The sequence below is a fragment of the Bacteroides sp. HMSC067B03 genome (genome assembly GCF_001811315.1).
GTDB lineage: Bacteria > Bacteroidota > Bacteroidia > Bacteroidales > Bacteroidaceae > Bacteroides > Bacteroides faecis.
In genome coordinates this window covers 23,258-47,732 of sequence record NZ_KV804450.1, presented here as the reverse complement: position 1 = coordinate 47,732, position 24,475 = coordinate 23,258, and the positions used below count along the sequence as shown (strand labels likewise).

Annotated in this window: 21 protein-coding genes and 1 pseudogene; 13 read left to right on the top strand and 9 right to left on the bottom strand. The window is 41.8% G+C overall.

What is annotated here, in order from left to right; genetic code table 11:
• Positions 1 to 9 precede the first annotated feature (9 nt).
• Entirely contained in the window at positions 10 to 3,315 is a 3,306-nt protein-coding gene (gene carB / locus HMPREF2794_RS21905) for a carbamoyl-phosphate synthase large subunit (RefSeq protein WP_010538410.1), read from the top strand.
• A 265-nt stretch (positions 3,316 to 3,580) separates the two neighbouring features.
• Complete coding sequence (locus HMPREF2794_RS21900) at positions 3,581 to 4,627, top strand: mannose-1-phosphate guanylyltransferase (protein WP_070752771.1); 1,047 nt, start codon at positions 3,581 to 3,583, stop codon at positions 4,625 to 4,627.
• Between the two features lie 3 nt (positions 4,628 to 4,630).
• Here HMPREF2794_RS21900 and HMPREF2794_RS21895 read toward each other — a convergent pair whose 3' ends face one another.
• On the bottom strand, positions 4,631 to 5,524 hold the full coding sequence (locus HMPREF2794_RS21895) for an AraC family transcriptional regulator (protein WP_010538408.1): 894 nt from the start codon (positions 5,522 to 5,524) through the stop codon (positions 4,631 to 4,633).
• Positions 5,525 to 5,685: 161 nt separating this feature from the next.
• Here HMPREF2794_RS21895 and HMPREF2794_RS21890 point away from each other — a divergent pair, with 161 nt between their 5' ends.
• Genes HMPREF2794_RS21890 through HMPREF2794_RS21870 form a run of 5 tightly spaced genes read left to right on the top strand, consistent with a single transcriptional unit; the run spans position 5,686 to position 11,565 of the window.
• Positions 5,686 to 6,954 carry a TolC family protein gene (locus tag HMPREF2794_RS21890; protein ID WP_010538407.1) on the top strand — a complete coding sequence of 423 codons (1,269 nt, stop codon included), beginning with the start codon at positions 5,686 to 5,688 and terminating at the stop codon, positions 6,952 to 6,954.
• A 15-nt stretch (positions 6,955 to 6,969) separates the two neighbouring features.
• Positions 6,970 to 7,884 carry an HlyD family secretion protein gene (locus HMPREF2794_RS21885; RefSeq protein ID WP_022301887.1) on the top strand — a complete coding sequence of 305 codons (915 nt, stop codon included), beginning with the start codon at positions 6,970 to 6,972 and terminating at the stop codon, positions 7,882 to 7,884.
• Complete coding sequence (locus HMPREF2794_RS21880) at positions 7,863 to 9,332, top strand: ATP-binding cassette domain-containing protein (protein ID WP_070752684.1); 1,470 nt, start codon at positions 7,863 to 7,865, stop codon at positions 9,330 to 9,332. Before HMPREF2794_RS21885 ends, HMPREF2794_RS21880 begins: the two co-directional genes overlap by 22 nt.
• 2 nt (positions 9,333 to 9,334) lie before the next feature.
• On the top strand, positions 9,335 to 10,438 hold the full coding sequence (locus HMPREF2794_RS21875; protein ID WP_010538404.1) for an ABC transporter permease: 1,104 nt from the start codon (positions 9,335 to 9,337) through the stop codon (positions 10,436 to 10,438).
• 11 nt (positions 10,439 to 10,449) lie between these two features.
• Entirely contained in the window at positions 10,450 to 11,565 is a 1,116-nt protein-coding gene (locus tag HMPREF2794_RS21870) for an ABC transporter permease (RefSeq protein WP_070752682.1), read from the top strand.
• Between the two features lie 105 nt (positions 11,566 to 11,670).
• Here HMPREF2794_RS21870 and HMPREF2794_RS21865 read toward each other — a convergent pair whose 3' ends face one another.
• From HMPREF2794_RS21865 to HMPREF2794_RS21850, 4 genes are all read right to left on the bottom strand, one after another.
• A complete protein-coding gene (locus HMPREF2794_RS21865) occupies positions 11,671 to 12,099 on the bottom strand; it encodes an Hsp20/alpha crystallin family protein (RefSeq protein WP_010538402.1) in 429 nt (142 codons plus the stop codon).
• A gap of 266 nt (positions 12,100 to 12,365) precedes the next feature.
• Complete coding sequence (locus HMPREF2794_RS21860; protein WP_032837111.1) at positions 12,366 to 12,842, bottom strand: alanyl-tRNA editing protein; 477 nt, start codon at positions 12,840 to 12,842, stop codon at positions 12,366 to 12,368.
• A gap of 54 nt (positions 12,843 to 12,896) precedes the next feature.
• Positions 12,897 to 13,283 carry a GxxExxY protein gene (locus tag HMPREF2794_RS21855; protein WP_010538400.1) on the bottom strand — a complete coding sequence of 129 codons (387 nt, stop codon included), beginning with the start codon at positions 13,281 to 13,283 and terminating at the stop codon, positions 12,897 to 12,899.
• 201 nt (positions 13,284 to 13,484) lie between these two features.
• On the bottom strand, positions 13,485 to 14,153 hold the full coding sequence (locus HMPREF2794_RS21850) for a DUF4919 domain-containing protein (RefSeq protein WP_010538399.1): 669 nt from the start codon (positions 14,151 to 14,153) through the stop codon (positions 13,485 to 13,487).
• 314 nt (positions 14,154 to 14,467) lie between these two features.
• On the opposite strand from HMPREF2794_RS21850, the gene HMPREF2794_RS21845 reads away from it, so the two are divergent.
• Positions 14,468 to 15,172, top strand: a complete 705-nt coding sequence (locus HMPREF2794_RS21845; RefSeq protein ID WP_010538398.1) for an SGNH/GDSL hydrolase family protein — start codon at positions 14,468 to 14,470, stop codon at positions 15,170 to 15,172.
• A gap of 90 nt (positions 15,173 to 15,262) precedes the next feature.
• On the opposite strand, the pseudogene HMPREF2794_RS21840 reads toward HMPREF2794_RS21845, so the two are convergent.
• Both HMPREF2794_RS21840 and uvrB read right to left on the bottom strand, forming a co-directional pair.
• Positions 15,263 to 15,457, bottom strand: a pseudogene (locus HMPREF2794_RS21840) (5'(3')-deoxyribonucleotidase); the annotation flags it as partial.
• Between the two features lie 384 nt (positions 15,458 to 15,841).
• On the bottom strand, positions 15,842 to 17,875 hold the full coding sequence (uvrB, locus tag HMPREF2794_RS21835) for an excinuclease ABC subunit UvrB (protein ID WP_010538396.1): 2,034 nt from the start codon (positions 17,873 to 17,875) through the stop codon (positions 15,842 to 15,844).
• A 135-nt stretch (positions 17,876 to 18,010) separates the two neighbouring features.
• Here uvrB and HMPREF2794_RS21830 point away from each other — a divergent pair, with 135 nt between their 5' ends.
• The 5 genes from HMPREF2794_RS21830 (at position 18,011) to HMPREF2794_RS21810 (ending at position 21,787) form a co-directional block, all read left to right on the top strand.
• Positions 18,011 to 19,309, top strand: coding sequence for a phenylacetate--CoA ligase family protein (locus HMPREF2794_RS21830; RefSeq protein ID WP_070752680.1), 1,299 nt, complete (start codon positions 18,011 to 18,013; stop codon positions 19,307 to 19,309).
• Positions 19,310 to 19,425: 116 nt separating this feature from the next.
• Positions 19,426 to 19,851, top strand: coding sequence for an amino acid-binding protein (locus HMPREF2794_RS21825; RefSeq protein ID WP_010538394.1), 426 nt, complete (start codon positions 19,426 to 19,428; stop codon positions 19,849 to 19,851).
• Positions 19,852 to 20,083: 232 nt separating this feature from the next.
• Positions 20,084 to 20,887, top strand: coding sequence for an outer membrane protein assembly factor BamD (locus HMPREF2794_RS21820; protein WP_022301880.1), 804 nt, complete (start codon positions 20,084 to 20,086; stop codon positions 20,885 to 20,887).
• A 14-nt stretch (positions 20,888 to 20,901) separates the two neighbouring features.
• Complete coding sequence (locus tag HMPREF2794_RS21815; RefSeq protein ID WP_004299989.1) at positions 20,902 to 21,237, top strand: DNA-directed RNA polymerase subunit omega; 336 nt, start codon at positions 20,902 to 20,904, stop codon at positions 21,235 to 21,237.
• 106 nt (positions 21,238 to 21,343) lie between these two features.
• Positions 21,344 to 21,787 carry a DUF4293 domain-containing protein gene (locus HMPREF2794_RS21810; RefSeq protein ID WP_055271681.1) on the top strand — a complete coding sequence of 148 codons (444 nt, stop codon included), beginning with the start codon at positions 21,344 to 21,346 and terminating at the stop codon, positions 21,785 to 21,787.
• Between the two features lie 95 nt (positions 21,788 to 21,882).
• Here the strand turns inward: HMPREF2794_RS21810 and HMPREF2794_RS21805 are convergent, their stop codons facing one another.
• Both HMPREF2794_RS21805 and HMPREF2794_RS21800 read right to left on the bottom strand, forming a co-directional pair.
• A complete protein-coding gene (locus HMPREF2794_RS21805; protein WP_055271679.1) occupies positions 21,883 to 22,605 on the bottom strand; it encodes a porin family protein in 723 nt (240 codons plus the stop codon).
• A gap of 8 nt (positions 22,606 to 22,613) precedes the next feature.
• The gene (locus HMPREF2794_RS21800) at positions 22,614 to 24,380 is read right to left on the bottom strand and encodes a LysM peptidoglycan-binding domain-containing protein (protein WP_022301877.1); all 1,767 of its coding nucleotides are present in this window, start codon (positions 24,378 to 24,380) and stop codon (positions 22,614 to 22,616) included.
• Between the last annotated feature and the right edge of the window lie 95 nt (positions 24,381 to 24,475).

The following is a 24,475-nucleotide window of genomic DNA, read 5'->3' as shown; positions in this document are numbered from 1 at the left end:
CCGACCATCATGAAAGAAAATATAAAGAAAGTATTGCTGCTGGGTTCCGGTGCCTTAAAAATCGGTGAGGCCGGTGAGTTCGACTATTCCGGTTCGCAGGCGCTCAAAGCCTTGAAAGAAGAAGGGATTGAAACCATTCTTATCAATCCGAACATTGCTACGGTACAGACCTCTGAAGGAGTAGCAGATCAAATTTATTTCCTTCCGGTCACTCCGTATTTCGTGGAAAAAGTGATTCAGAAAGAGAAGCCGGAGGGTATTATGCTGGCATTCGGCGGACAGACTGCGCTGAACTGTGGCGTTGCTTTATACAAAGAAGGAATCCTTGAGAAATATAATGTTAAAGTGCTCGGTACTCCGGTACAGGCCATTATGGACACGGAAGACCGTGAACTCTTCGTGCAGAAACTGAACGAAATTAATGTAAAGACCATTAAAAGTGAAGCTGTAGAAAATGCAGAAGATGCGCGCCGTGCTGCGAAGGAACTGGGATATCCGGTCATTGTCCGTGCCGCTTATGCATTGGGTGGTCTGGGCTCCGGTTTCTGTGATAATGAGGAACAACTGGATGTGCTGGTAGAAAAAGCCTTCTCTTTCTCTCCGCAAGTGCTGGTCGAGAAATCGCTTCGCGGATGGAAAGAAGTAGAATATGAAGTGGTGCGCGACCGTTTCGACAACTGTATCACGGTTTGTAATATGGAGAACTTTGACCCGCTGGGTATCCATACCGGTGAATCAATTGTTATTGCTCCCTCCCAGACGCTGACTAACAGTGAATATCATAAACTCCGCGAACTGGCGATACGTATCATCCGTCACATTGGTATTGTGGGCGAATGTAATGTTCAGTACGCTTTCGACCCCGAATCGGAAGATTATCGGGTGATTGAAGTGAATGCCCGTCTTTCCCGTTCTTCGGCCTTGGCTTCTAAAGCAACCGGATATCCGTTGGCTTTTGTAGCAGCCAAATTAGGACTCGGCTACGGACTCTTTGATTTGAAGAACTCTGTGACAAAGACTACTTCCGCTTTCTTCGAACCGGCACTGGATTATGTCGTATGCAAGATACCTCGCTGGGACTTAGGAAAATTCCATGGTGTAGACAAGGAATTGGGATCTTCCATGAAATCGGTAGGGGAAGTGATGGCCATCGGACGTACTTTTGAAGAAGCTATTCAGAAGGGACTGCGCATGATCGGACAGGGAATGCATGGCTTTGTAGAAAACAAGGAACTGGTTATTTCTGATCTCGATAAGGCATTGCGCGAACCGACCGATAAACGTATTTTTGTAATTTCGAAAGCTTTCCGGGCAGGATATACCATCGATCAGGTGCATGAACTTACAAAGATTGATAAATGGTTCCTTCAGAAATTGATGAATATCATGCAAACCTCCAAGGAGCTTCGTCAATTGACAATTGACAATGGACAATTGACAATGAGGAAAGAAAAAGAAGCGCATGCAATCGAAGATCCGCAAGGTAATTGTCATTTGTCAACTGTCAATTGTCAATTGCCATTTGTCCATTCTCTATTAAGAAAAGCGAAGCAACAGGGCTTCTCTGATTTTCAGATTGCCCGTGCCATTGGTTATGAAGGTGATATGGAAGATGGAAGCTTGTATATCCGCAAATATCGGAAGGCTGCCGGCATTCTTCCGGTTGTAAAACAGATCGATACGCTGGCTGCCGAATACCCGGCACAGACCAACTATCTGTATCTGACTTATAGCGGAGTGGCAAATGATGTACATTATCTGGGTGATCATAAGTCTATTGTCGTGTTGGGTTCCGGTGCCTACCGTATCGGTTCTTCTGTAGAATTTGACTGGTGCGGCGTACAGGCTCTGAATACCATTCGCAAAGAAGGCTGGCGCAGTGTGATGATCAATTATAATCCGGAAACGGTATCTACGGACTATGATATGTGCGACCGTCTCTACTTTGATGAACTGACATTCGAACGGGTAATGGATATTCTTGAACTGGAAAATCCGCATGGTGTCATTGTCTCTACCGGTGGTCAGATTCCGAATAACCTTGCCTTGCGTCTGGATGCTCAGAATATCCACATACTGGGAACAAGCGCCCAGAGCATTGACAATGCCGAAGACCGCGAAAAATTCTCTGCAATGCTCGACCGTATCGGCGTAGACCAGCCACGCTGGCGTGAGTTGACATCGTTGGAAGATATCAACGAGTTTGTCGATGAAGTCGGGTTTCCGGTTCTTGTTCGTCCGTCCTATGTGCTTTCGGGGGCTGCGATGAACGTCTGTTCCAATCAGGAAGAGCTTGAACGTTTCTTGAAGCTGGCTGCTAATGTATCAAAAAAGCATCCGGTGGTAGTAAGCCAGTTTATCGAACATGCGAAGGAAGTGGAAATGGATGCTGTCGCGCAGAATGGCGAGATCATAGCTTATGCCATCAGCGAACATATTGAGTTTGCCGGTGTGCACTCCGGTGACGCTACCATTCAGTTCCCGCCGCAGAAACTGTATGTCGAAACTGTCCGCCGTATCAAACGCATTAGTCGTGAGATTGCCAAGGCGCTGAATATATCCGGTCCGTTCAATATCCAGTATCTGGCAAAAGATAATGATATCAAGGTGATCGAGTGTAATTTGCGTGCCAGCCGTTCCTTCCCGTTTGTCAGCAAGGTGCTGAAGATAAACTTCATAGAACTGGCTACCAAAGTGATGCTTGGACTTCCTGTGGAGAAACCGGAAAAGAATCTGTTTGAACTGGACTATGTAGGAATAAAGGCTTCGCAGTTCTCTTTCAACCGCTTGCAGAAAGCCGACCCTGTATTGGGAGTGGATATGGCTTCTACGGGTGAAGTCGGCTGTATCGGAAGTGATACTTCCTGTGCTGTGCTGAAAGCTATGTTGTCTGTCGGCTACCGCATTCCTAAAAAGAACATACTGCTTTCTACAGGTACAATGAAGCAGAAAGCTGATATGATGGATGCGGCGCGCATGTTGGTAAACAAAGGATACAAGCTATTTGCAACCGGTGGTACTCATAAAACCTTTGCGGAGAATGGTATTGAGAGTACGCTTGTCTACTGGCCGAGTGAGGAGGGACATCCACAAGCGCTGGAAATGCTTCATAATAAAGAAATCGACATGGTGGTCAACATTCCGAAGAATCTGACTGCCGGAGAACTGGACAATGGATATAAAATCCGTCGCGCAGCTATTGACCTGAATGTTCCGTTGATTACGAATGCCCGTCTGGCAAGCGCATTTATCAACGCCTTCTGTACGATGACTGTGGATGATATTGCCATCAAGAGCTGGGAAGAATATAAATAAGATGTAATCAGTTGTTGTATAATAAGTTGAAAAGGCTGTTCCTGTATACTCAGGGACAGCTTTTTTTAGTGTCACTATTCTGTCGGTATACTGTCACTATCGCAGGGTGATAGTGACAGTATACTAACGTGATAGTGACACTATCTTTTTTGAAGGAAGCGGGTAAGAATTTTTTTTAATGCGCATTAGTTGCATGATTGGACAAATTGGTGTAAATTGCGCAATCAATTCAAAAATATTCTAAAAACAGGGGAGTAATATGAGCATGGATAATCATATCGTAATTATGGCCGGAGGCATCGGCAGCCGTTTTTGGCCGATGAGCACACCGGAATGTCCCAAACAGTTTATTGATGTAATGGGATGTGGACGTACGTTGATTCAACTGACCGCTGATCGTTTTGACGGTGTCTGCCCACGGGAGAATGTGTGGGTAGTGACGTCCGAGAAATATATTGATATTGTCCGGGAGCAATTGCCGGAGATTCCTGAAAGTAATATTCTGGCAGAACCTTGTGCGCGGAATACGGCTCCCTGCATCGCTTATGCTTGCTGGAAAATAAAGAAAAAACATCCGAATGCCAATGTGGTGGTGACTCCATCGGATGCATTGGTCATTGATACGGGAGAATTTCGCCGGGTAGTAGAGAAAGCTCTTCGTTTTACTGACAACAGCAGTGCTATCGTGACACTGGGAATCAGACCGACTCGTCCGGAAACCGGATATGGATATATTGCCGCCGGAGATTCTATTATGACTGACAAGGAGATTTTTACTGTAGATGCATTCAAGGAAAAACCGGATAGGGAGACTGCTGACAGATATCTTGCCGAAGGTGGCTATTTTTGGAATGCGGGAATCTTTGTATGGAATGTACGCACTATCACTTCTGTGATGCGTGTATATGCTCCGGGTATAGCGCAAATCTTCGACCGTATTTTCCCGGATTTCTATACAGAGAAGGAAAACGAAACGATTAAAAAGCTATTTCCTACCTGTGAAGCTATTTCTATAGACTATGCGGTCATGGAGAAGGCGCAGGAAATCTATGTACTCCCGGCTTCTTTTGGCTGGTCGGACTTAGGGACATGGGGAGCGCTTCGTGGACTGTTGCCGCAAGATAAATCAGGAAATGCTACAGTAGGTCCCGATGTCCGTCTGTATGAAAGCAAGAATTGTATCGTACATACCAGTGAAGAGAAGCGTGTTGTTATTCAGGGACTGGATGGATATATCATTGCCGAGAAGGATCAGACACTGCTGATTTGCAAACTGGATGAGGAACAGAGAATAAAGGAATTCTCAAAGTAATCCTTAATTCTTTTGATATTCCTGAGGCGTCATTCCTGTCATTCGCTTAAAGAACTTGCTGAAGAAGGACGGATTGGGAAAGTTTAATTCATCAGAAATTTGATAAACAAGGCGATTGCTGTGTTTGAGCAGCACTTTTGCCTCTAGTATAATGGACTGGTTGATCCAGTCCATTACTGTTTGTTGACTGGCTTGCCGGATCACTGTATTCAGATAACGGGGAGTAAGGCAAAGTTTGTCTGCATAAAAACTGACGTTCCGTTCTGTCTTGCTATAAGTGTTGACCAAAGAGATGAAACGTTGAAAAATATCGTTCTGATGTGTCAATGGGCTCGACTCGGACTGTCCTTTGTTTTTGGCTATATATTCTATATTATATAGTAATCCTGCCAATAGATGCTGGATTACTTCTTTTCTGAATACAGGTTCTTGTAATACATCCCACATGACTGTTATAAAATTCTCTATTTGTACCTGCTCAGTGGTAGTCAGTGGAAGCAGCAGATTCTTTTTCCGTTGGAGGAAATGGGCAAAGAATTCTTCTTTACCGGATACTGGCAGGAAATTATGCTCTATCGCCATCATATGAGCATCAAAGTCTTGGGAGGTCTCTATAATTTGTATGATAGAGCCCGGGGCGATCAGAGAGATATAATTAGGACGAAAGATATACTCGATCAGATTAATGAGAACTCGTGCCCGTCCATTGGTAATGATTGCGATACGGCCTTCCTGTAACCGGTAAGGTTGTCCGATTTTGAAAATGGTCGTTTCCATTTTCGAGAAGCTCGTTACAAACCCGAACTCGGCATTGATGAAACGAAATTCGTTGTGACGTACTATATTGATATCCTTCAGTAGCTGGAGGCCTAATTCCATAGGTTCTTTCTGTTCCATTCCCTTTGCTCTTTTCCGGCAAAGATAAGAAATTGCCTCAAAATCTTCTCCTTTTTTAGGATAAATCGAACTAACGGGACATATTTCCCAACTATCGGAATGTGAAGCTATCGCTTAAACGGCTATCTTTGTCTTTTGAAGAATTCATAGAAAACAGGTGTATGAAAAGAATCATTTTTAGTATTTCGCTCTTGCTCTTTGTGACGGGAATGTATGGGCAGGCGAGACGTATAACATTAGAAGAATGTCAGCAGAAAACGCAGGACAACTATCCGTTGGTGCGTCAGTATGATTTGATAGAGAAGACGAAAGAATATAATTTGGAAAATGCGGCGAGAGGATACTTGCCCCAGTTCGCTCTTTCAGCAAAAGCGTCTTATCAAAGCGAGGTGACGGAGTTACCTGTTGCCATTCCCGGAGTGGATATCAAAGGAATGTCTAAGGATCAATATCAGGTGATGTTGGAGTTACAACAGCAGATATGGGATGGCGGAGGAATCCGGATGCAGAAGAAGCAGACTGAAGCGGAAGCGGAGATCAACAGAGAAAAGTTGAACGTGGATATGTACTCGTTGAATAGCCGTGTGAATGATCTGTATTTTGGAATTCTGATGTTGGATGAACAGTTGGCTCAGAATGCCTTGTTGCAAGACGAGCTGGGAAGGAACTTCCGTCAGATTACGGCTTATGTAGAAAATGGGATTGCCAATCAGGCTGATCTGGATGCTGTGAAAGTGGAGCAATTGAATACTCGCCAGAAAAGAGTAGAGTTGATATCTTCGCGCATGGCTTATTTGAAGATGCTTTCGTTGTTGGTAGGAGAGGTACTTTCGCAGGAGACTGTGTTTGAAAAGCCTGTTCCGCAAAACGAACTTTCGGCTGTCAGTGACATTCGCCGACCGGAACTGTCATGGTTTGATGCACAGGGAACGGGATTGCAGGTGCAGGAGAAAGCATTGAATGTGCGTCATCTCCCTCATTTTGGCTTGTTTGTGCAGGGAGCTTATGGTAATCCGGGATTAAATATGCTGAAGAATGAATTTTCTCCTTATTATATTGCAGGCGTCCGGCTTTCGTGGAATTTCGGGAGTCTGTATACGCTGAAGAACGACCGCCGGGTGATTGAAAATAAACGGAAACAACTGGACAGCAATCGGGATGTGTTTCTTTTTAATACACGACTGGAAATGACACAGCAAGATCAGTCTATCCGTTCGTTGGAAAAGCAGATGCAGGATGATGATGAAATTATCCGGTTGCGTACTAATATTCGTCGGGCTGCGGAAGCCAAAGTTGCAAATGGTACGCTGACGGTGACCGAGATGCTTAGAGAACTGACGAATGAGAGCCTTGCACGTCAGGCGAAAGCAATGCATGAGATTCAACGGCTGATGGGCATTTATCAATTGAAATATACTACTAATCATTAATAAAATCTTTCGGATATGAAACGAATGACAAAAATAGGAATATACGGGATGGCGGTATGGATGTTTGCTGCCTGTGGGAATGGAGTGCCCGACTATGATGCAACGGGAACATTTGAAGCTACGGAAGTGACCGTTTCTGCTGAAGCGTCAGGAAAATTGCTGCGACTGGAAGTAGAGGAAGGAACAAGGCTGAAAGCCGGTGAAGAAGTCGGTTTGGTAGATACCGTCCAATTATATCTGAAGAAGCTGCAACTGGAAGCAAGTATGAAGTCGGTAGAGAGCCAACGTCCCGACCTGGCAAAGCAGATAGCTGCTACCAAACAACAAATAGCTACGGCTCAACGGGAAAAGAAACGGGTGGAGAACCTGCTTGCTGCCGGAGCTGCTAACCAGAAACAGCTGGACGACTGGGATTCGCAGATCGCTTTGCTTCAGCGACAGTTGATTGCACAGGAATCATCATTGCTGAATAGTACGAACAGCCTGACGGAACAAGGAAATTCGGTCGGTATACAAGTGGTACAAGTTGAAGATCAGTTGAACAAATGTCATATCCTGTCGCCTATCGAAGGTACGGTACTGGCTAAATATGCGGAAGCGGGAGAACTGGCATCTGTTGGCAAGCCGCTGTTTAAAGTGGGAGAGATTGACCGGATGTATCTGCGGGCTTATGTCACTTCAGAACAATTGTCTCAGGTGAAGCTGGGAGATGAAGTGACTGTGTACTCCGATTATGGAAATTCGGAACAGAAAGCTTATCCCGGTGTGGTCACCTGGATTTCCGACCGTTCGGAATTTACTCCCAAAACTATCCTGACTAAAAATGAACGTGCCAATCTGGTATATGCGGTAAAGATTGCCGTGAAAAATGACGGTTCGCTGAAGATTGGTATGTATGGAGGTGTGGTATGGAAAAAGGAGAATCCATAGTTGTTGTAAAGGGAGTCAGTAAGAACTACGGGAAAGTAGAGGCATTGAAAGAGGTTTCCTTTGCAGTAGAGCGGGGAGAAATTTTTGGGCTGATCGGTCCCGATGGGGCGGGTAAGAGTACTTTATTCCGTATTCTGACTACTTTATTGCTGGCTGATAAAGGCACGGCGATTGTCAACGGACTGGATGTGGTGACGGATTACAAGTTGATTCGCACGAAAGTAGGGTATATGCCCGGAAGATTCTCGCTTTATCAGGATCTTTCTGTGGAGGAGAATCTGGAGTTTTTTGCGACAGTCTTTCATACGTCGATACAGGAAAACTATGATTTGATTAAAGATATCTATCAGCAGATTGAGCCGTTTAAAAAAAGAAGGGCAGGAGCTTTGTCAGGAGGTATGAAGCAGAAGCTGGCGTTAAGTTGTTCTCTGATTCACAAACCTGATATTTTATTTCTGGATGAGCCGACTACCGGGGTAGATCCCGTGTCGCGAAAAGAATTCTGGCAGATGCTCCGTAATTTAAGGAAGCAGGGGATTACAATTATTGTTTCAACTCCTATTATGGATGAGGCTCGTCAATGTGACCGGATTGCTTTTATTAATCATGGACAGGTGCATGGGATTGATACACCCGAACGGATTCTTCAGAAATTTGCTTCTATTCTTTGTCCGCCACCTTTGGAACGGGAGGAAGCGCAGAATATGGCAGTTCCTGTTATTGAAGTGGATCAGCTGACTAAATGCTTTGAGCATTTTACGGCAGTCGACCATATTTCTTTTCAGGTGAAACGCGGAGAGATTTTCGGTTTTCTTGGAGCCAATGGAGCAGGTAAGACAACTGCAATGCGCATGCTTTGCGGATTGAGCCGTCCGACATCGGGGGTAGGCAAGGTGGCCGGTTATGATATCTTCCGCGAAGCTGAACAGGTAAAAAAGCATATCGGATATATGAGCCAGAAATTCTCTTTGTATGAAGATCTTAAAGTGTGGGAGAATATCCGCCTTTTTGCCGGGATCTATGGAATGAAGGATAAGGAAATTGAAGAAAAGACAGAGGAATTGTTAGAACGCCTCGGCTTTGCAGACGAACGGAATACACTGGTAAAAAGCCTTCCTTTGGGTTGGAAGCAGAAGCTGGCTTTTTCTGTCTCTATCTTTCATGAACCGAAGATTGTGTTCTTGGATGAACCGACCGGAGGAGTGGACCCTGCTACCCGCAGACAATTCTGGGAACTGATTTATCAGGCAGCCGATCGGGGAATAACTGTTTTTGTTACCACACACTACATGGATGAAGCGGAATATTGTAACCGGATATCGATTATGGTAGACGGACAGATCAAGGCGCTGGATACACCGACTCGACTGAAAGAGCAGTTTGGTGTGGAGACGATGGATGATGTGTTTCAACAACTTGCCCGCCATGCGGTGCGTAAAGCAGATTGATTATGAAACAATTTATAGCTTTCGTAAAGAAAGAATTTTATCATATTTTCCGTGACCGGCGTACGATGTTGATTCTGTTGGGAATGCCGGTCGTAGAGATTATCCTGTTTGGGTTTGCTATCAGTACGGAAGTGAAGAATGTCCGGCTGGCTGTTCTTGATCCTTCGAATGATGTGGTGACAAGGAAAATTATAGACCGTCTGGATGCGAGTGAATATTTCACGGTTACTGCCCGCTTTCATTCTCCGCAGGAAATGGAGGCTGCCTTCCGGAAAAATAAGATTGATGTGGCGATTGTATTTGGAGAGCGTTTTGCTGACGGACTTTATAAGGGAGATGCCCGTGTGCAGCTGATAGCAGATGCAACTGATCCTAATATGTCTACTTCGCAAACCAATTACGCTGCCAGTATTGTTTCTTCGGTGGGGCAGGAAATGTTGCCTTCCAACGTTTCTGTTTCCCGTTTGATTCCGGATATCAAATTATTGTATAATCCGCAAATGAAGAGTGCCTATAACTTTGTGCCCGGGGTTATGGGATTGATTTTAATGTTGATTTGCGCGATGATGACTTCTATTTCCATTGTCCGTGAAAAAGAGACCGGTACCATGGAAGTATTGCTGGTATCTCCGGTAAAACCATTATTTATTGTGTTGGCGAAGGCAATTCCTTACTTTGTTTTATCGTTTGTCAATCTGACTACTATTCTGTTGCTTTCAGTCTTTGTGCTGGATGTGCCGGTAGTGGGGAGTTTATTCTGGCTGGTGATGGTATCCTTGCTTTTTATCTTCGTATCGCTGGCTTTGGGCTTGCTGATTTCTTCAGTGACAAGTACACAGGTGGCGGCAATGTTGGCATCCGGTATGATATTGATGATGCCTACCATGGTTTTGTCCGGCATGATTTTTCCGGTAGAAAGCATGCCAATAGTTCTTCAGGTCATATCGGACATTATTCCGGCCCGTTGGTATATACAGGCTGTACGCAAACTGATGATTGAAGGAGTGCCGGTTGTGCTGGTACTTAAAGAGATTGGCATTTTATTGCTGATGGCTATAGTGCTTATTACAATCAGCATCAAGAAATTTAAATATCGATTGGAATAAAGGAATTTATTATGATAAAATTTCTGATAGAAAAAGAGTTTAAACAGTTGCTACGCAATTCGTTCTTGCCGAGATTGATTCTTGTCTTTCCCTGTATGATCATGTTGCTGATGCCTTGGGCCGTGAATATGGAAATAAAGAATATCCAGCTGAATATCGTTGATAACGACCATTCGGTTATTTCTCAGCGGTTGGTGAATAAGATTGCGGCTTCTACTTATTTCCCTCTGACGGAAGTTCCGGCATCTTATGCGGATGGATTGCGGAATATTGAATTGGGAACGGCGGATATTGTGATGGAGATACCCCGTCATTTGGAAAAGGATTGGATGAACAAAGGGGAAGCTCATATCTTGATTGCCGCCAATTCGGTAAATGGAACGAAAGGAGGGTTGGGCAGTTCTTATCTGGCTACTATTATCAATAATTACGCAACCGAATTACGTGCGGAACGTCCTGATGCCGTTTCAGCTTCGGGTAGTGCCCCTTCTATTTGTATCGATACGCAGGGATTATTTAATCCGAATCTGAATTATAAGCTTTATATGATTCCTGCACTGATGGGAATGTTGCTGACTCTGATATGCGGTTTTTTACCTGCTTTGAATGTCGTTAGTGAGAAAGAAGTTGGAACCATCGAACAGATTAATGTGACCCCTGTACCGAAGTTTACTTTTATTCTGGCCAAACTTCTACCTTACTGGATCACAGGCTTTATCGTATTGACTTTGTGCTTTTTATTATCTTGGTTGCTTTATGGAATAACTCCTGTAGGACACTTTATTGTGATTTATTTTTTGGCGATTCTGTTTGTGTTTGTTATGTCCGGTTTCGGGCTTGTCATATCCAATTATTCGGCAACTATGCAGCAATCCATGTTTGTGATGTTCTTTTTTATGTTGATTCTGATGTTGATGAGCGGACTATTTACACCGGTGAGCAGCATGCCTGAGTGGGCGCAGGTGATCACTTATTTTAATCCGTTGAAGTACTTTATGGAAGCAATGCGTATGGTATATCTTAAGGGAAGCAGCTTACTGGAATTGCTGCCTGAAATAGGAGTCTTGTTTCTTTTTGCCCTGGTTTTCAATAGCTGGGCAGTGTTCAGCTACCGGAAAAATCAATAGTCGGGTAATGGGACTATATAAAAAACAGCTCTTTTCCTTTATGATCGGAAAGAGCTGTTTTTTTATTATCTCTTCACCCGCTTGAGGTGAATTGCGGTTACTGTGTTATTTTACTTCGATTTGCTTTTCGGCTTTCTTCACTTCTTCTTCAGAAATCTTAGGAAGTTGAACATTCAATACTCCGTTTTCTACTGCGGCAGATATTTTTTCTTTATCTACATTATCCGGTAGAATCATAGTCTGCTGGAACTTGGAATAAGAGAATTCGCGACGTAGATAGCGACCTTCTTTCTTCTCTTCTTTGTTTTCAGTCTTCTTCTCCATGGTGATAACGAGGTTATTTTCTTCATCAATGCGAACATTGAAGTCCTCTTTTGTCATCCCCGGAGCAGCCAGTTCAACTTTGTATTCTTTTTCTGTTTCAAAAACATTGATTGCAGGTGCGGTAGCATTTGCTTTTACCATCCAATCGTTATCAAAGAAATCGTTAAAAATACTTGGTAACCAGTTTTGAGTTCTTCTAACAGGCATCATAATCTTAGTCTCCTATCTTTTAGTTAAACATTCGGTTTATTCAATTTTGAACTTCGGGTCGTCGCTTTCTGCAGAGAGGAATTTTCGACTCTTGCCGTCCGTTTTCGAACCGTCGTTCGCTGTTATAAGTGCAAACCTTATGCCAAAAGATATTTGAGGCTGTAAGTGTCTATTTGTCATCTTGATAATGTCAATTTATCTTGTTTGATGACAAAATGTAGCCTGTGTTTGTTTATTTTATATAATATAGATATTAATTTGATATTCTATTTCTTCTCAAGAAGCTTGAATCTCAACCTTAATACTTGTCTTTCTTCATCATAATCATGACTGATGATTTTGAAAGTTCCTATTTCTGAAGTATTGGATACATGTAGTCCGATACAGGCACAGGCGTCGTAATCTCCGATACGTATAATACGAAGGGTTTCACTGGCATCAGCGGGAAGTTTGCTCAGGTCTACGATGTCTTTTGCTTCTTCATGAGTCATGAATTCTACAGTAACGGGCAGATTTTGGTCGATAGCTGCATTTACTTTATCTTCGATCATTTGTATTTCCGCCTCCGTGGGACATACAGAAAGAATATAGTCGCATTTACTCTTTTTCCTTTCTATATGGGCATTTCTTGAGCGGAGGCAACCAAAGGTTTTTACCATAGTGGCATTTAATAAATGCTCTGCTGTATGCATAGGCGCGATTGACACATCCTGAAATTTGGGGGCTGCTTGATTTATTTCCATAATAGACAAATTTTTATTGCTTTTAGACATAAGAACAAAAGAACATATTTTTTCTTATGCGTTATTTTTATGTTTATATTCTCTGAATTTTCTTTTTATTTCGATACGTTCACCACCAAAGTTTATTAATAAGCCGTGGTCTGTATTGGTAGCGGTTAAGTAATTTACTAATTGGGTTTCGTGTATAGGAAGAAGATGCTGTACCGCTTTAAGTTCAATGATTATTTCTCCTTCTACGATTATGTCTGCTCTGAATTCTCCTACAATTTCATTTTTGTAATATACATTTATAGGAGTTTCTGTATCTGCATGAATACCCTTTTCTTTTAATTCTATCATCAATGCTTTCTGATAAACATTTTCAAGAAAACCTGCTGCAAGGTGTGTTCTTACATTATAAGCACACTGGATAATAGCTTTTATCAAACTTTCTATTTCCATGTTTCTTTTTTGTTCTTATGTTCTTTTGTCTAAAAAATAAGATAATGTGTCTCATCTGTATGCATGGGAGGATATTCCTGTTTGTTGTGGTCGTTGAGTTGAATTTCTGATTCCATTATTTAATTAGTTATTTCAAGTTTATTATAAGTTATTATTTTTGTATTTTAGTTTGGGAGAGATCCCCAAAAGCAAACCTACTTTTCATTTCCCGAATAATTTACTCGTATAATCAAGGGAACGGCTAATGTCGAAGTACATTTGATTGCCTTCATAATGCTGGCATTTATCAAACTCTATCAGATCGCATTTATTGACTAGCGATTGACTTTTCATGTTTTCCATTCTGAATAACATGTTCAGTAGCTGGTATTCATCATTAACGCAGATAACCTTGAATGCTGTCTCTTCACTTGTGCCGTCTCCTGTAAGGGAAATCATAGTAAGAAGGGCTGCGTATCGCTTCGAATAATGCTTTATTTCCTGGATATCTTTTTCAAGTAAACCTGCTAATCCGTACATGTTGTATAATAATTGAAGAGATACAGGATTCTTTTTCAGCAGTTCTTTACCGGTATTATAAGCGTCTTCATACTTTTGCTCTTTAATCAGTTTCCGGAGATCTTGAAAGTTATCCATACTTCCTTTATAGGCAGGAGTAAAGGAGTATCCGTAATATATCATGGCATAATCCTGGCGGGTGAGTAGGCTATCATTTTCCTCAAAACGTTGCATGAGTTTCTGAAATTCCGTACTATGGTCGGTTACATATTCCTTGATGGCAGAATAATCTACGTTCAATATCTCTTGTGCGGAACAGTACATCTGAAGACTAAGTATACTTATAAAGAAGAGAGTTATGAGTTTTTTCATGGCAGTATTTTTTAGGATATTATGATTTACAAAAATACCATTCTTTTTCAGGATTCCAAATGTATAGGCATAAAAAAAGGAGCAACGCCTTGCTCCAACCTTTGTTAACCTTAAATCTAATACTATGAAAAACACAGTGCAAAGATACGGACTTCTGTGAAATCTGCAAATAATCCAAAGAAAAATCCATGTTATATAATATAGATTAAGAAAATTACTTCTTCACTTAACGGATATTCGGTATTTAATCGTTCATATAAAGAGTTTTTTTATCTTTGCATGCAATTTGAATTACTAATCTTTATTATAAGTATATGGAAAAGAAAAAATTGGGTCAATGGATGTTATTGGCTGTTGTTTGTTTGAGTTTCTCGGTAGGAGAGATCTATGCACAGAAACATGAGTTCGCTGACTTTAAACGTTATGCGAAAGAGAATGCAACACTTGCGCAACCTGTGAAGAAAGAAAAAAGAGTTGTTTTTATGGGCAATTCCATTACGGAAGGATGGGTGAGGACGCATCCTGACTTTTTCAAAACGAATGGATATATTGGCCGTGGTATCAGCGGACAGACTTCCTATCAGTTTTTACTTCGTTTTCGGGAAGATGTGATAAATCTTGCTCCGGCATTGGTTGTCATTAATGCGGGAACAAATGACGTGGCTGAAAATACAGGTCCGTATAATGAAGATTATACATTCGGAAATATTGCATCTATGGCAGAGTTAGCGAAAGCAAATAAAATAAAGGTGATTCTGACTTCAGTGCTGCCGGCTGCTGAATTTCCATGGAGACGGGAGATCAAGGATGCTCCTCAAAAGATTCAGTCACTGAATGCCCGTATAGAAGCTTATGCCAAGGCTAACAAAATTCCGTTTGTGAACTATTATCAGCCGATGGTAGTTGGCGAGAACAAGGCTTTGAATCCTCAATATACAAAAGATGGAGTACATCCGACAGGTGAGGGATATGAAGTCATGGAAACATTGATCAAACAAGCTATTGAAAAGGCACTTTAGTGAATGAATTAGTCAATAGAATATATAAAAAAATGCCTCTTGAAAAGAAATTAAGAGGCATTTTTTCTTGCTCTTAGGTTGTGGAAAAGACTAGAAAAGTGTCATAATCTCATTCCAACTATTTACTCGCTTATAATCTGTTATAAAAATATTATGCGGTTGGGTGAAAATATATTTTTCACCATCAAAAATTCTGAGATTTTTGGGATGATCGTCAATCATTATATCTCCTTTGATACTGTCTTTGCGTCCGCAAAATATCATTTGCTCCCATGTGATGAAAGGGAAATGTTTGTTGAGCCATTCTTGTTTTTCTGTTAGACTTTGCGGATATTCGGTGGCTGAAGACTATACTATAGCTTCTTTGGGGGGATATCGATTATTTGGTTACTGAAGATTCCAAAGTAGAGTCTATTATGGAACATTGGCCAAGGCATTCGTATATTATTTTATAGAATTGAAAAAGCTTAGATAACGTATGGACATAAAAAAAGGAGCAACGCCTTGCTCCAACCTTTGTTAACCTTAAATCTAATACTATGAAAAACACAGTGCAAAGATACGGACTTCTGTGATATTAGCAAATTATTCATCCTTAATAGGTGTTTTTATAACACTAATTAGCAAAAGTGCGGGTTTGTTATAGATTTATTGATATTTATGAGCCGTTTATCCCCATTTTTCTTTCATCAAATCTTCCAGTTTTAATAATTCGTTCCGATATTGGGCGGCTTCGATAAATTCCAGCTTTTTGGCAGCTTCCTGCATTAATTTACGGGTACGTTCTATGCTCTTCTCCATTTGTGCTTTACTCATGTATTGTACAACAGGGTCGGCTGCAATATTAGGAGAGGAAGGTTCCACGTAAGCATGTTTTTCCTTCAACATTTCATCGGCTTCCGAGCCGGCATTGCCAAATACAGACAAGTTTCTGGCCTTCTTGATCTGCTGTGGAGTGATACCGTTTGCTTCATTGTAAGCCAGCTGTTTCTCACGTCGACGATTTGTTTCATCGATCGTAAGCCGCATGCTGTCCGTTATTTTATCAGCATACATAATCACTTTTCCGTTTACGTTACGGGCGGCACGTCCTGCTGTCTGGGTCAATGACCGATGGGACCGGAGGAATCCTTCCTTATCGGCATCAAGGATAGCGACAAGAGATACTTCCGGCAAGTCAAGTCCTTCACGGAGCAGATTGACGCCAATAAGTACATCGTAAACACCTTGTCGCAGGTCATCCATGATCTTCACACGTTCTAACGTATCTACATCGCTGTGAATATAGTTGCATCTTACATTATTATTGAGAAGATATTCGGTCAACTCTTCCGCCATACGTTTAGTAAGTGTTGTGACAAGTACCCGTTCTTCTTTTTCGATGCGGAGCTGAATCTCTTCCATCAGGTCGTCAATCTGGTTGAGGCTCGGTCGCACTTCGATGACAGGATCAAGCAGGCCGGTAGGACGGATAACCTGTTCTACAACGATTCCTTCCGATTGTATCAGTTCATATTCCGCCGGTGTGGCACTGACATAAATCACTTGCTTTGTCATCTCTTCAAACTCTTCAAACTTCAGAGGACGATTGTCCATGGCAGCAGGCAATCGGAAGCCGTATTCTACCAGATTGATTTTACGGGCACGGTCGCCTCCGTACATTGCGCGGACCTGCGGTATGCTTACATGGCTTTCGTCAATAACCAGTAAAAAGTCGTCCGGGAAGAAGTCGAGAAGACAATAAGGACGTGTGCCGGCAGCACGGCCATCGAAATAACGGGAATAGTTCTCGATACCGGAACAATGTCCTAATTCCCGGATCATTTCCATGTCGTAGGTCACCCGTTCGTACAGTCGTTTGGCTTCATATTCTTTACCGATAGATTCGAAGAATGCTACTTGCTTGGTTAAATCATCTTCTATCTCATGAATAGCGCGAAGAGTAGCCTCTTTGGTGGTCATGAATAGGTTGGCGGGATAAATCTTATAAGCTTCGAAAGGGGCGGTAGTCATGCCGGTAATCGGGTCCACTTCTTCTATGCCATCAATTTCATCCCCCCAGAAAGTGACGCGAAGCAAGGTGTCCGAATAAGCGAGATAAATATCTACCGTATCTCCTTTTACGCGGAAGTTGCCTCGATTCAGTTCAATATCGTTACGGACATACAGGCTATCTACAAGACGACGCAGGAAAACATTGCGGTCGAGCATCCGGCCCCGTTCAATTTCAATTACATTTTTATAGAAATCCGACGGGTTTCCCATACCATAGATACAGGAAACAGAGGATACGACTACTACATCTTTCCGACCGGATAACAGAGAAGAGGTAGCAGCAAGACGCAGTTTGTCAATCTCGTCATTAATGGCAAGATCCTTTTCTATATAAGTGTCTGAATTCGGCAGATAGGCTTCCGGCTGGTAATAGTCATAATATGAAACGTAGTATTCTACGGCGTTATTAGGGAAGAATCCCTTGAACTCACTGTATAGCTGCGCTGCCAGTGTTTTATTATGGCTCAATATCAACGTAGGTTTGTTGATGTTGGCGATCACATTGGCGATGGTGAATGTTTTTCCCGACCCGGTAACTCCCAATAATGTCTGTGCAGGAACTCCCTGAAGTACCCCTTCAGTGAGCTGAGCGATGGCTTCCGGTTGGTCCCCGGTAGGTTTGTAAGCTGATGTTAGTTCAAAATTCATAGTTAAATCCTAAAAAGTGGAGCAATATTCGGCAAAATAATTGAGATTACAAATCATTTTTCCAAATAAATCCTTTACTTTGCAACATATTAATATCATGAAACAGATTCATACAACTAATAATACCAAGAGAACATGATTTGGAATGAGACCATTGAGTGTATGGACCGCGAAAGTCTTCGCAAGATTCAAAGCATACGACTCAAGAAAATTGTGGATTACGTTTATCACAACACGCCTTTTTATCGGAAGAAAATGCAGGAAATGGGTATAACCCCGGATGATATCAATTCGATTGACGATATCGTGAAACTGCCGTTTACTACGAAACATGATTTAAGAGATAATTATCCTTTTGGACTTTGTGCTGTACCGATGAGCCAGATTGTGCGCATTCACGCTTCTTCCGGTACTACCGGAAAGCCGACAGTAGTGGGATACACCCGCAAAGACCTGTCATCATGGGCGGAATGTATATCACGTGCTTTTACTGCTTATGGAGCAGGCCGTTCAGATATATTTCAGGTTTCTTATGGATATGGACTTTTTACCGGTGGGTTAGGAGCACATGCCGGAGCTGAGAATATTGGAGCGTCTGTGATTCCGATGTCCAGTGGTAATACAGAGAAACAGATCACATTAATGCATGATTTTGGATCAACTGTTCTTTGCTGTACTCCTTCGTATGCGCTTTATCTGGCGGATGCCATTAAAGATTCCGGTTATCCGCGTGAAGAGTTCCAGCTGAAAGTGGGAGCTTTCGGTGCAGAGCCCTGGACAGAGAATATGCGTCATGAAATCGAAGATAAGCTCGGTATCAAAGCATATGATATCTACGGATTGAGTGAAATAGCCGGGCCGGGTGTCGGTTATGAGTGTGAATGCCAGCATGGCACGCACTTGAATGAAGATCATTATTTCCCGGAAATTATAGATCCGAATACATTGTTGCCGGTAGAACCCGGGCAGACGGGGGAACTGGTGTTTACTCATCTGACAAAGGAAGGAATGCCATTGCTCCGTTACCGTACGCGTGATTTGACAGCGTTGCATTATGATAAATGTTCCTGCGGGCGTACATTGGTTCGTATGGATCGTATTTTGGGACGTAGTGACGATATGCTGATTATCCGTGGTGTGAATGTATTCCCGACTCAGATAGAGTCTGTTATACTTGAGATGGAAGAGTTCGAACCACATTATTTGTTAATAGTGGACCGTGAAAACAATACCGATACCATGGAACTTCAGGTAGAAGTGCGTCCGAATTTCTATTCGGATGAGATAAACCGCATGCTGGCGTTGAAGAAGAAGCTGGCAGGTCGTCTGCAAAGTGTGCTTGGTCTGGGAGTGAATGTAAAGCTGGTAGAGCCGCGTAGCATTGAACGTAGCGTGGGCAAAGCAAAACGAGTGATTGACAACAGAAAAATTTGAAATAGATATTAAGTAATAGGTATTAAGTATTATCGTAGCTGTAAATGGAATCCGCATGGCTGATATTTAATACATATTACCTAATACCTGTATTTAAAACTTAAAACTTTACGATAATGGTAGCAAAACAACTCTCTATCTTTTTGGAAAACAAGTCCGGCCGTTTGACGGAAGTGACTGAAGTGCTGGCAAAAGAGAATATCAATCTTTCTGCCTTGTGCATCGCCGAAAATGCTGATTTTGGCATTTTGCGTGGAATTGTATCCGATCCGGATAAAGCATATAAAGCATTGAAAGATAATCATTTTGCTGTGAATATAACAGATGTAGTTGGTATTAGCTGTCCGAATGTGCCGGGAGCTTTGGCAAAAGTGCTGGGATTCTTGTCGGCAGAGGGCGTCTTTATCGAATACATGTATTCATTTGCCAATAATAATGTGGCAAATGTTGTGATTCGCCCCAGCAATATGGATAAGTGTATTGAAGTACTGAAAGAAAAGAAAGTCGATCTGTTGGCTGCGAGCGAATTGTATAAGCTGTAACCGGGTGACTGACAATACAAGCGGACGGTGAACGAGGAACAGTAGGGCTGATGTATGAGCATGGCACTACTTGTTTGTCGTTCACCGTTTATTATTGACTGTTGGCAGCTTCCCGTTCGACGTCATTTTTTCTCTTTTCGTCGATGTTTAACGCCTTTTATGTATTAAAAAACATAGATTAATTGGTTAATTCCCCGCGAATAAGTAACTTTGCGCAATATTTTTTAAAAGGATGAAGAAAAATATCATTATAACTTTGCTCGCAGCAGCCTCTCTGACATCGTGTGGAGAGTACAACAAATTGCTGAAAAGTACCGATTACGAATACAAGTACGAGGCCGCCAAAAACTATTTTGCAAAAGGGCAGTATAACCGCTCAGCTACCTTGCTGAACGAATTGATTACAATCCTTAAAGGAACCGATAAGGCGGAGGAGTCTCTGTATATGTTGGGTATGAGTTACTATAATCAGAAAGATTATCAGACAGCTGCCCAGACATTTATCACCTATTTCAACACTTATCCTCGTGGGACTTTCACTGAACTGGCACGTTTCCATGCAGGTAAATCCCTGTTCCTGGATACTCCGGAACCACGTTTGGATCAATCAAGCACTTATCAGGCTATCCAGCAACTGCAGATGTTCATGGAGTATTTCCCGAACAGTACCAAGAAGCAGGAAGCGCAAGATATGATTTTTGCTTTGCAGGATAAGCTGGTGTTGAAAGAACTCTATTCAGCGAAGTTGTATTATAATCTGGGCAACTATCTGGGAAATAACTATGAGTCATGTGTAATTACAGCCCAGAATGCACTCAAAGATTATCCCTATACAGATTATCGCGAAGAACTTTCTATCTTGATTCTGCGTGCCAGACATGAAATGGCCATTTATAGTGTAGAAGATAAGAAGATGGATCGTTACCGTGAAACGGTAGATGAATATTATGCTTTTAAGAATGAATTTCCAGAAAGCAAATACCTGAAAGAGGCCGAAAAAATATTCAATGAATCACAGAAAGTAATTAAAGACTAAATTAAAATAGATTTATGGACTACAAAAAAACGAATGCTCCTGCTACGACAGTAACCCGTGATATGATGGAACTCTGTGCTGACACAGGGAATGTTTATGAAACTGTTGCCATTATTGGTAAGCGTGCTAATCAGATTAGTGTGGAAATTAAAAACGATCTTTCTAAGAAATTAGCAGAGTTTGCTTCTTACAATGATAATCTGGAAGAAGTATTCGAAAATAGAGAGCAGATTGAAATTTCTCGTTATTATGAGAAACTTCCGAAACCTGACTTGATTGCTACACAGGAATACATCGAAGGGAAAATTTATTATAGAAATCCGGCTAAGGAGAAAGAAAAACTTCAGTAATTTATTTTCTAACGAAAGAATTGATAGTCAAGTAGTAAGCGGGAAGTATTTTCCTATTCCTTATTGCTTGGCTATTATTGTTTAACTTAACTACTATAGAATATTTATGATTCAACGGATTCAAAGTTTGTACTTATTGATTGTTACAGCGTTGCTGATCGCAGCAATGTGTTTGCCAATGGGATATTTTATCGACACTACGGGAGAACATCCTTTTAAAGCTCTGGGAATAGATGTGAATGGAACTTTCCAGTCTACTTGGGGGATATTTGGTATTCTGATGCTGAGTGCCCTGGTAGCTTTTGCGACTATTTTTCTGTATAAGAACCGCATGTTACAGATTCGCATGTCGATCTTCAATAGTTTGTTGCTGGTAGGTTATTATATTGCCTTTGTTGCTTTCTATTTTGCATTGAAGAGCGACGCTAATTTGTTCCGTATTGGTTGGGCACTTTGTTTGCCACTGGTATCCATTGTTCTGAACGTGCTGGCTATTCGTGCTATCGGACGTGATGAAGTGATGGTGAAGGCTGCAGACAGACTTCGGTAAGAGTATGAAAGAAGCTCCCGGCATAGGGGAGTGGCTTTATAGAAATAAAAAAACAGGCGCGAACTTCGCGCCTGTTTTTTTATTTCTACTATCTTTTACTTTTTCAGATCGAATAGATAAGTGAATTTCACCGTGATTGTGCCATGAGCTGCACGAGAGAAATAGTCTTTTTTCGTTGTACTGTAAAAGTCGGACAATGCAAAATAATAACGTCCTTCGAGCAGGAAGCTGCCGGCTTTCTTGGTTCTGAATTCTATTCCACCACCACCGGCTATACCGTAATCGAATTTGTTTTGGATTTTATCACCGTAAACAGCTTTTTGCGTGTCTGTCAGTTTATTCATATCTATATTCTCCATGCTTTCAGATTCGCCGATCAAGAGTCCGATCTGCGGACCGGCGTTGACAAAGAATTGCAATCCTCTTTCTTTTCCGAATGCCAGATGCGCCAGGAAAGGGATATCGATATAAGTCATTTTCCGTGTGTATGAGCGGGTAGGATCTTCCACTGTCTGTCCGTTTGCATCCATAATTTCGAATAGCTCATCCCAGCCACGTTGTGAGATGTTTAACTCCACTTGCGCGCCACAGATCATCGCAAAATATTTTTCGGAAATATAACGTGCTGTCAACCCTCCGGTGATACCCATTAATGAGTTTTGCTTGATTTTAGGAGTAAATGAAGCACTGTTTAAGTTGACACCCCCATTAAACCCGACAGAAAAATTCTGGCGTGGTTCGCCAATCTGTGCGGTGGCCGGAAGTGCAAGTCCCATTATCAGGGAAGCAGCGATCAGAACAGATTTTATCTTTATCATTTTTTGTATTATTCGAAGTCAAGTTTTACTAATTCAAAATTCTTCGTGAAATGGATGAAGAATACTTTCTTGTTGATGAATCCTCCCCAGTTGTTGACGCGTTCAAATTTGAATCCTGTCTGTATGGGAGTCAGATTCATTTTTGGCAAGTTGTTTTCCAGCTCCGAGCCATAGCGTGACAATCCTTTCAGAAAGAAGAAACCTGTATCAAAACCGAGCATTCCGTAGCTGGGATATTTGCTGACTAAATCTTTACTATACCATTTGTGGTAATTGTTGATGAACTGTATAGCAGCCGGAAACAATGTATTGGTGTAGAATGATGAATAGAAATAGGTATCCAGTTCAAAGAAACTTTCCAGATGATCCCGGGTGTACGTTTGCCATTCAGGATAACCGAACAGGCGGATATTCTGCTCCGGAGTGTCTCTGACCAATAGAATCAGCTGAGGAAGAATCTTGATCAGCATAACATTATTGCCTGAAGCCGGGATGAAAACATTTTCCTTGTCAGTGCGAAGAGCTTCCTTCAGCATATCTTTGGTAGCGTTTTCATTGACGGTTTTCATCGATATTCCCTTGTTTTTCAGCTCTTGTTTCATGCCACTTATAAACTCAGCCTTTTCTTTGTCTGCGCTGGTTGGCTCAATGAAAATGACGTTTGCATTCGGAAATTGGCGGGTAAAGTGTTCGTATACTTCTGAATACAAATAGGATTGTGGAGTATTAATCTGATAGATGGCGGGATTATTAAACACCTCTTCACCTTTCGAAGAGAAAGGGATGACTAACCGTATATCATTCTTTTTTGCAAAAGTAGATAAAGGTTTGATTTGCTGCTGGTGCATCGGGCCGAAAATGACATTCATACTCTTCATCTCATTCTTAGCCAGAATAGAATTTAATGTAGAAACATCTTTCCCACAGTCATATACATATAAATCAATGGAAGTGCCTGTACGTTTCAGGCTGTCTACTGCCATCAGGAAACCTTCATAATATTCCACCATCCGTTTGTCTTCCTGGAAAGGCAATAGCAAAGCGGCTTTGATAGTGGAAATTTCCTGAGGAGTTTCTTTACTCTTGCGGAAAAGTTCGTTGTTGCTGGGTGGAATAGCGTACGGGTCCTCTTTGGGAGTTGTCGGCTGCATCGTTATTGCGCCAGGATAGGGGATGCAAAGATATTGTCCTTTTTTCATTCCGTTTTTCAGTTCGGGATTGGCGGCAAGCAGTTCTTGCTCGCTGATTCCGTATTCGCGGCTTACGCTGAATACAGTTTCTTTGCGTTTCACCTTATGCATATCTTTGCATCTGGATTGTACAGGACCTTGGATAGCAGGTTTATCAACCGGTGTTTGTGCCGTTGCTGTTTCCGGTTCTTGCTCCAATGGGATGAGAATCACCTGACCGATACGGAAGTTTTCAGCGCTTAATCCCGGATTTGCTTCACAAATGGCTTTCGCAGATACATTATAGATTGTAGTCAGTTTATATAAAGTTTCTCCGGATTGAATCGTATGAAATGTTTCTCCTTTCTGGCTTTCTTTTCCTTTAGGGATTTTTATGGCCTGTCCGGCATAAATTTTCTCATCACATCCGGGATTCAAACGTATGATGTCGTTTGTTGTGACATTATACATCTTGGCGATTGAGTATAAACTCTGTCCTTTTTCGATGGTATGCAAGAAGTAAGATTGGTTCTCTTGTGCATAACTAATAGCGTATGAGGCGCTTATAAAAAACAAACATAAGAATATTCGGCTTATCGGTTTCATCAATTTATAACTATTGGTTCTTGAAATCAAGGAACAAAGGTACGAATAATGCCCTATATCTTCATAAGATTTGAGTTAAGAAAATAATATTGTGC

Bases quoted from the DNA above. Each gene is read 5' to 3' on its own strand.
- carB (WP_010538410.1), top strand. From the start codon at position 10: ATGAAAGAAAATATAAAGAAAGTATTGCTGCTGGGTTCCGGTGCCTTA.
- HMPREF2794_RS21900 (WP_070752771.1), top strand. From the start codon at position 3,581: ATGGATAATCATATCGTAATTATGGCCGGAGGCATCGGCAGCCGTTTT.
- HMPREF2794_RS21895 (WP_010538408.1), bottom strand. From the start codon at position 5,524: ATGGAACAGAAAGAACCTATGGAATTAGGCCTCCAGCTACTGAAGGAT.
- HMPREF2794_RS21890 (WP_010538407.1), top strand. From the start codon at position 5,686: ATGAAAAGAATCATTTTTAGTATTTCGCTCTTGCTCTTTGTGACGGGA.
- HMPREF2794_RS21885 (WP_022301887.1), top strand. From the start codon at position 6,970: ATGAAACGAATGACAAAAATAGGAATATACGGGATGGCGGTATGGATG.
- HMPREF2794_RS21880 (WP_070752684.1), top strand. From the start codon at position 7,863: ATGGAAAAAGGAGAATCCATAGTTGTTGTAAAGGGAGTCAGTAAGAAC.
- HMPREF2794_RS21875 (WP_010538404.1), top strand. From the start codon at position 9,335: ATGAAACAATTTATAGCTTTCGTAAAGAAAGAATTTTATCATATTTTC.
- HMPREF2794_RS21870 (WP_070752682.1), top strand. From the start codon at position 10,450: ATGATAAAATTTCTGATAGAAAAAGAGTTTAAACAGTTGCTACGCAAT.
- HMPREF2794_RS21865 (WP_010538402.1), bottom strand. From the start codon at position 12,099: ATGATGCCTGTTAGAAGAACTCAAAACTGGTTACCAAGTATTTTTAAC.
- HMPREF2794_RS21860 (WP_032837111.1), bottom strand. From the start codon at position 12,842: ATGGAAATAAATCAAGCAGCCCCCAAATTTCAGGATGTGTCAATCGCG.
- HMPREF2794_RS21855 (WP_010538400.1), bottom strand. From the start codon at position 13,283: ATGGAAATAGAAAGTTTGATAAAAGCTATTATCCAGTGTGCTTATAAT.
- HMPREF2794_RS21850 (WP_010538399.1), bottom strand. From the start codon at position 14,153: ATGAAAAAACTCATAACTCTCTTCTTTATAAGTATACTTAGTCTTCAG.
- HMPREF2794_RS21845 (WP_010538398.1), top strand. From the start codon at position 14,468: ATGGAAAAGAAAAAATTGGGTCAATGGATGTTATTGGCTGTTGTTTGT.
- uvrB (WP_010538396.1), bottom strand. From the start codon at position 17,875: ATGAATTTTGAACTAACATCAGCTTACAAACCTACCGGGGACCAACCG.
- HMPREF2794_RS21830 (WP_070752680.1), top strand. From the start codon at position 18,011: ATGATTTGGAATGAGACCATTGAGTGTATGGACCGCGAAAGTCTTCGC.
- HMPREF2794_RS21825 (WP_010538394.1), top strand. From the start codon at position 19,426: ATGGTAGCAAAACAACTCTCTATCTTTTTGGAAAACAAGTCCGGCCGT.
- HMPREF2794_RS21820 (WP_022301880.1), top strand. From the start codon at position 20,084: ATGAAGAAAAATATCATTATAACTTTGCTCGCAGCAGCCTCTCTGACA.
- HMPREF2794_RS21815 (WP_004299989.1), top strand. From the start codon at position 20,902: ATGGACTACAAAAAAACGAATGCTCCTGCTACGACAGTAACCCGTGAT.
- HMPREF2794_RS21810 (WP_055271681.1), top strand. From the start codon at position 21,344: ATGATTCAACGGATTCAAAGTTTGTACTTATTGATTGTTACAGCGTTG.
- HMPREF2794_RS21805 (WP_055271679.1), bottom strand. From the start codon at position 22,605: ATGATAAAGATAAAATCTGTTCTGATCGCTGCTTCCCTGATAATGGGA.
- HMPREF2794_RS21800 (WP_022301877.1), bottom strand. From the start codon at position 24,380: ATGAAACCGATAAGCCGAATATTCTTATGTTTGTTTTTTATAAGCGCC.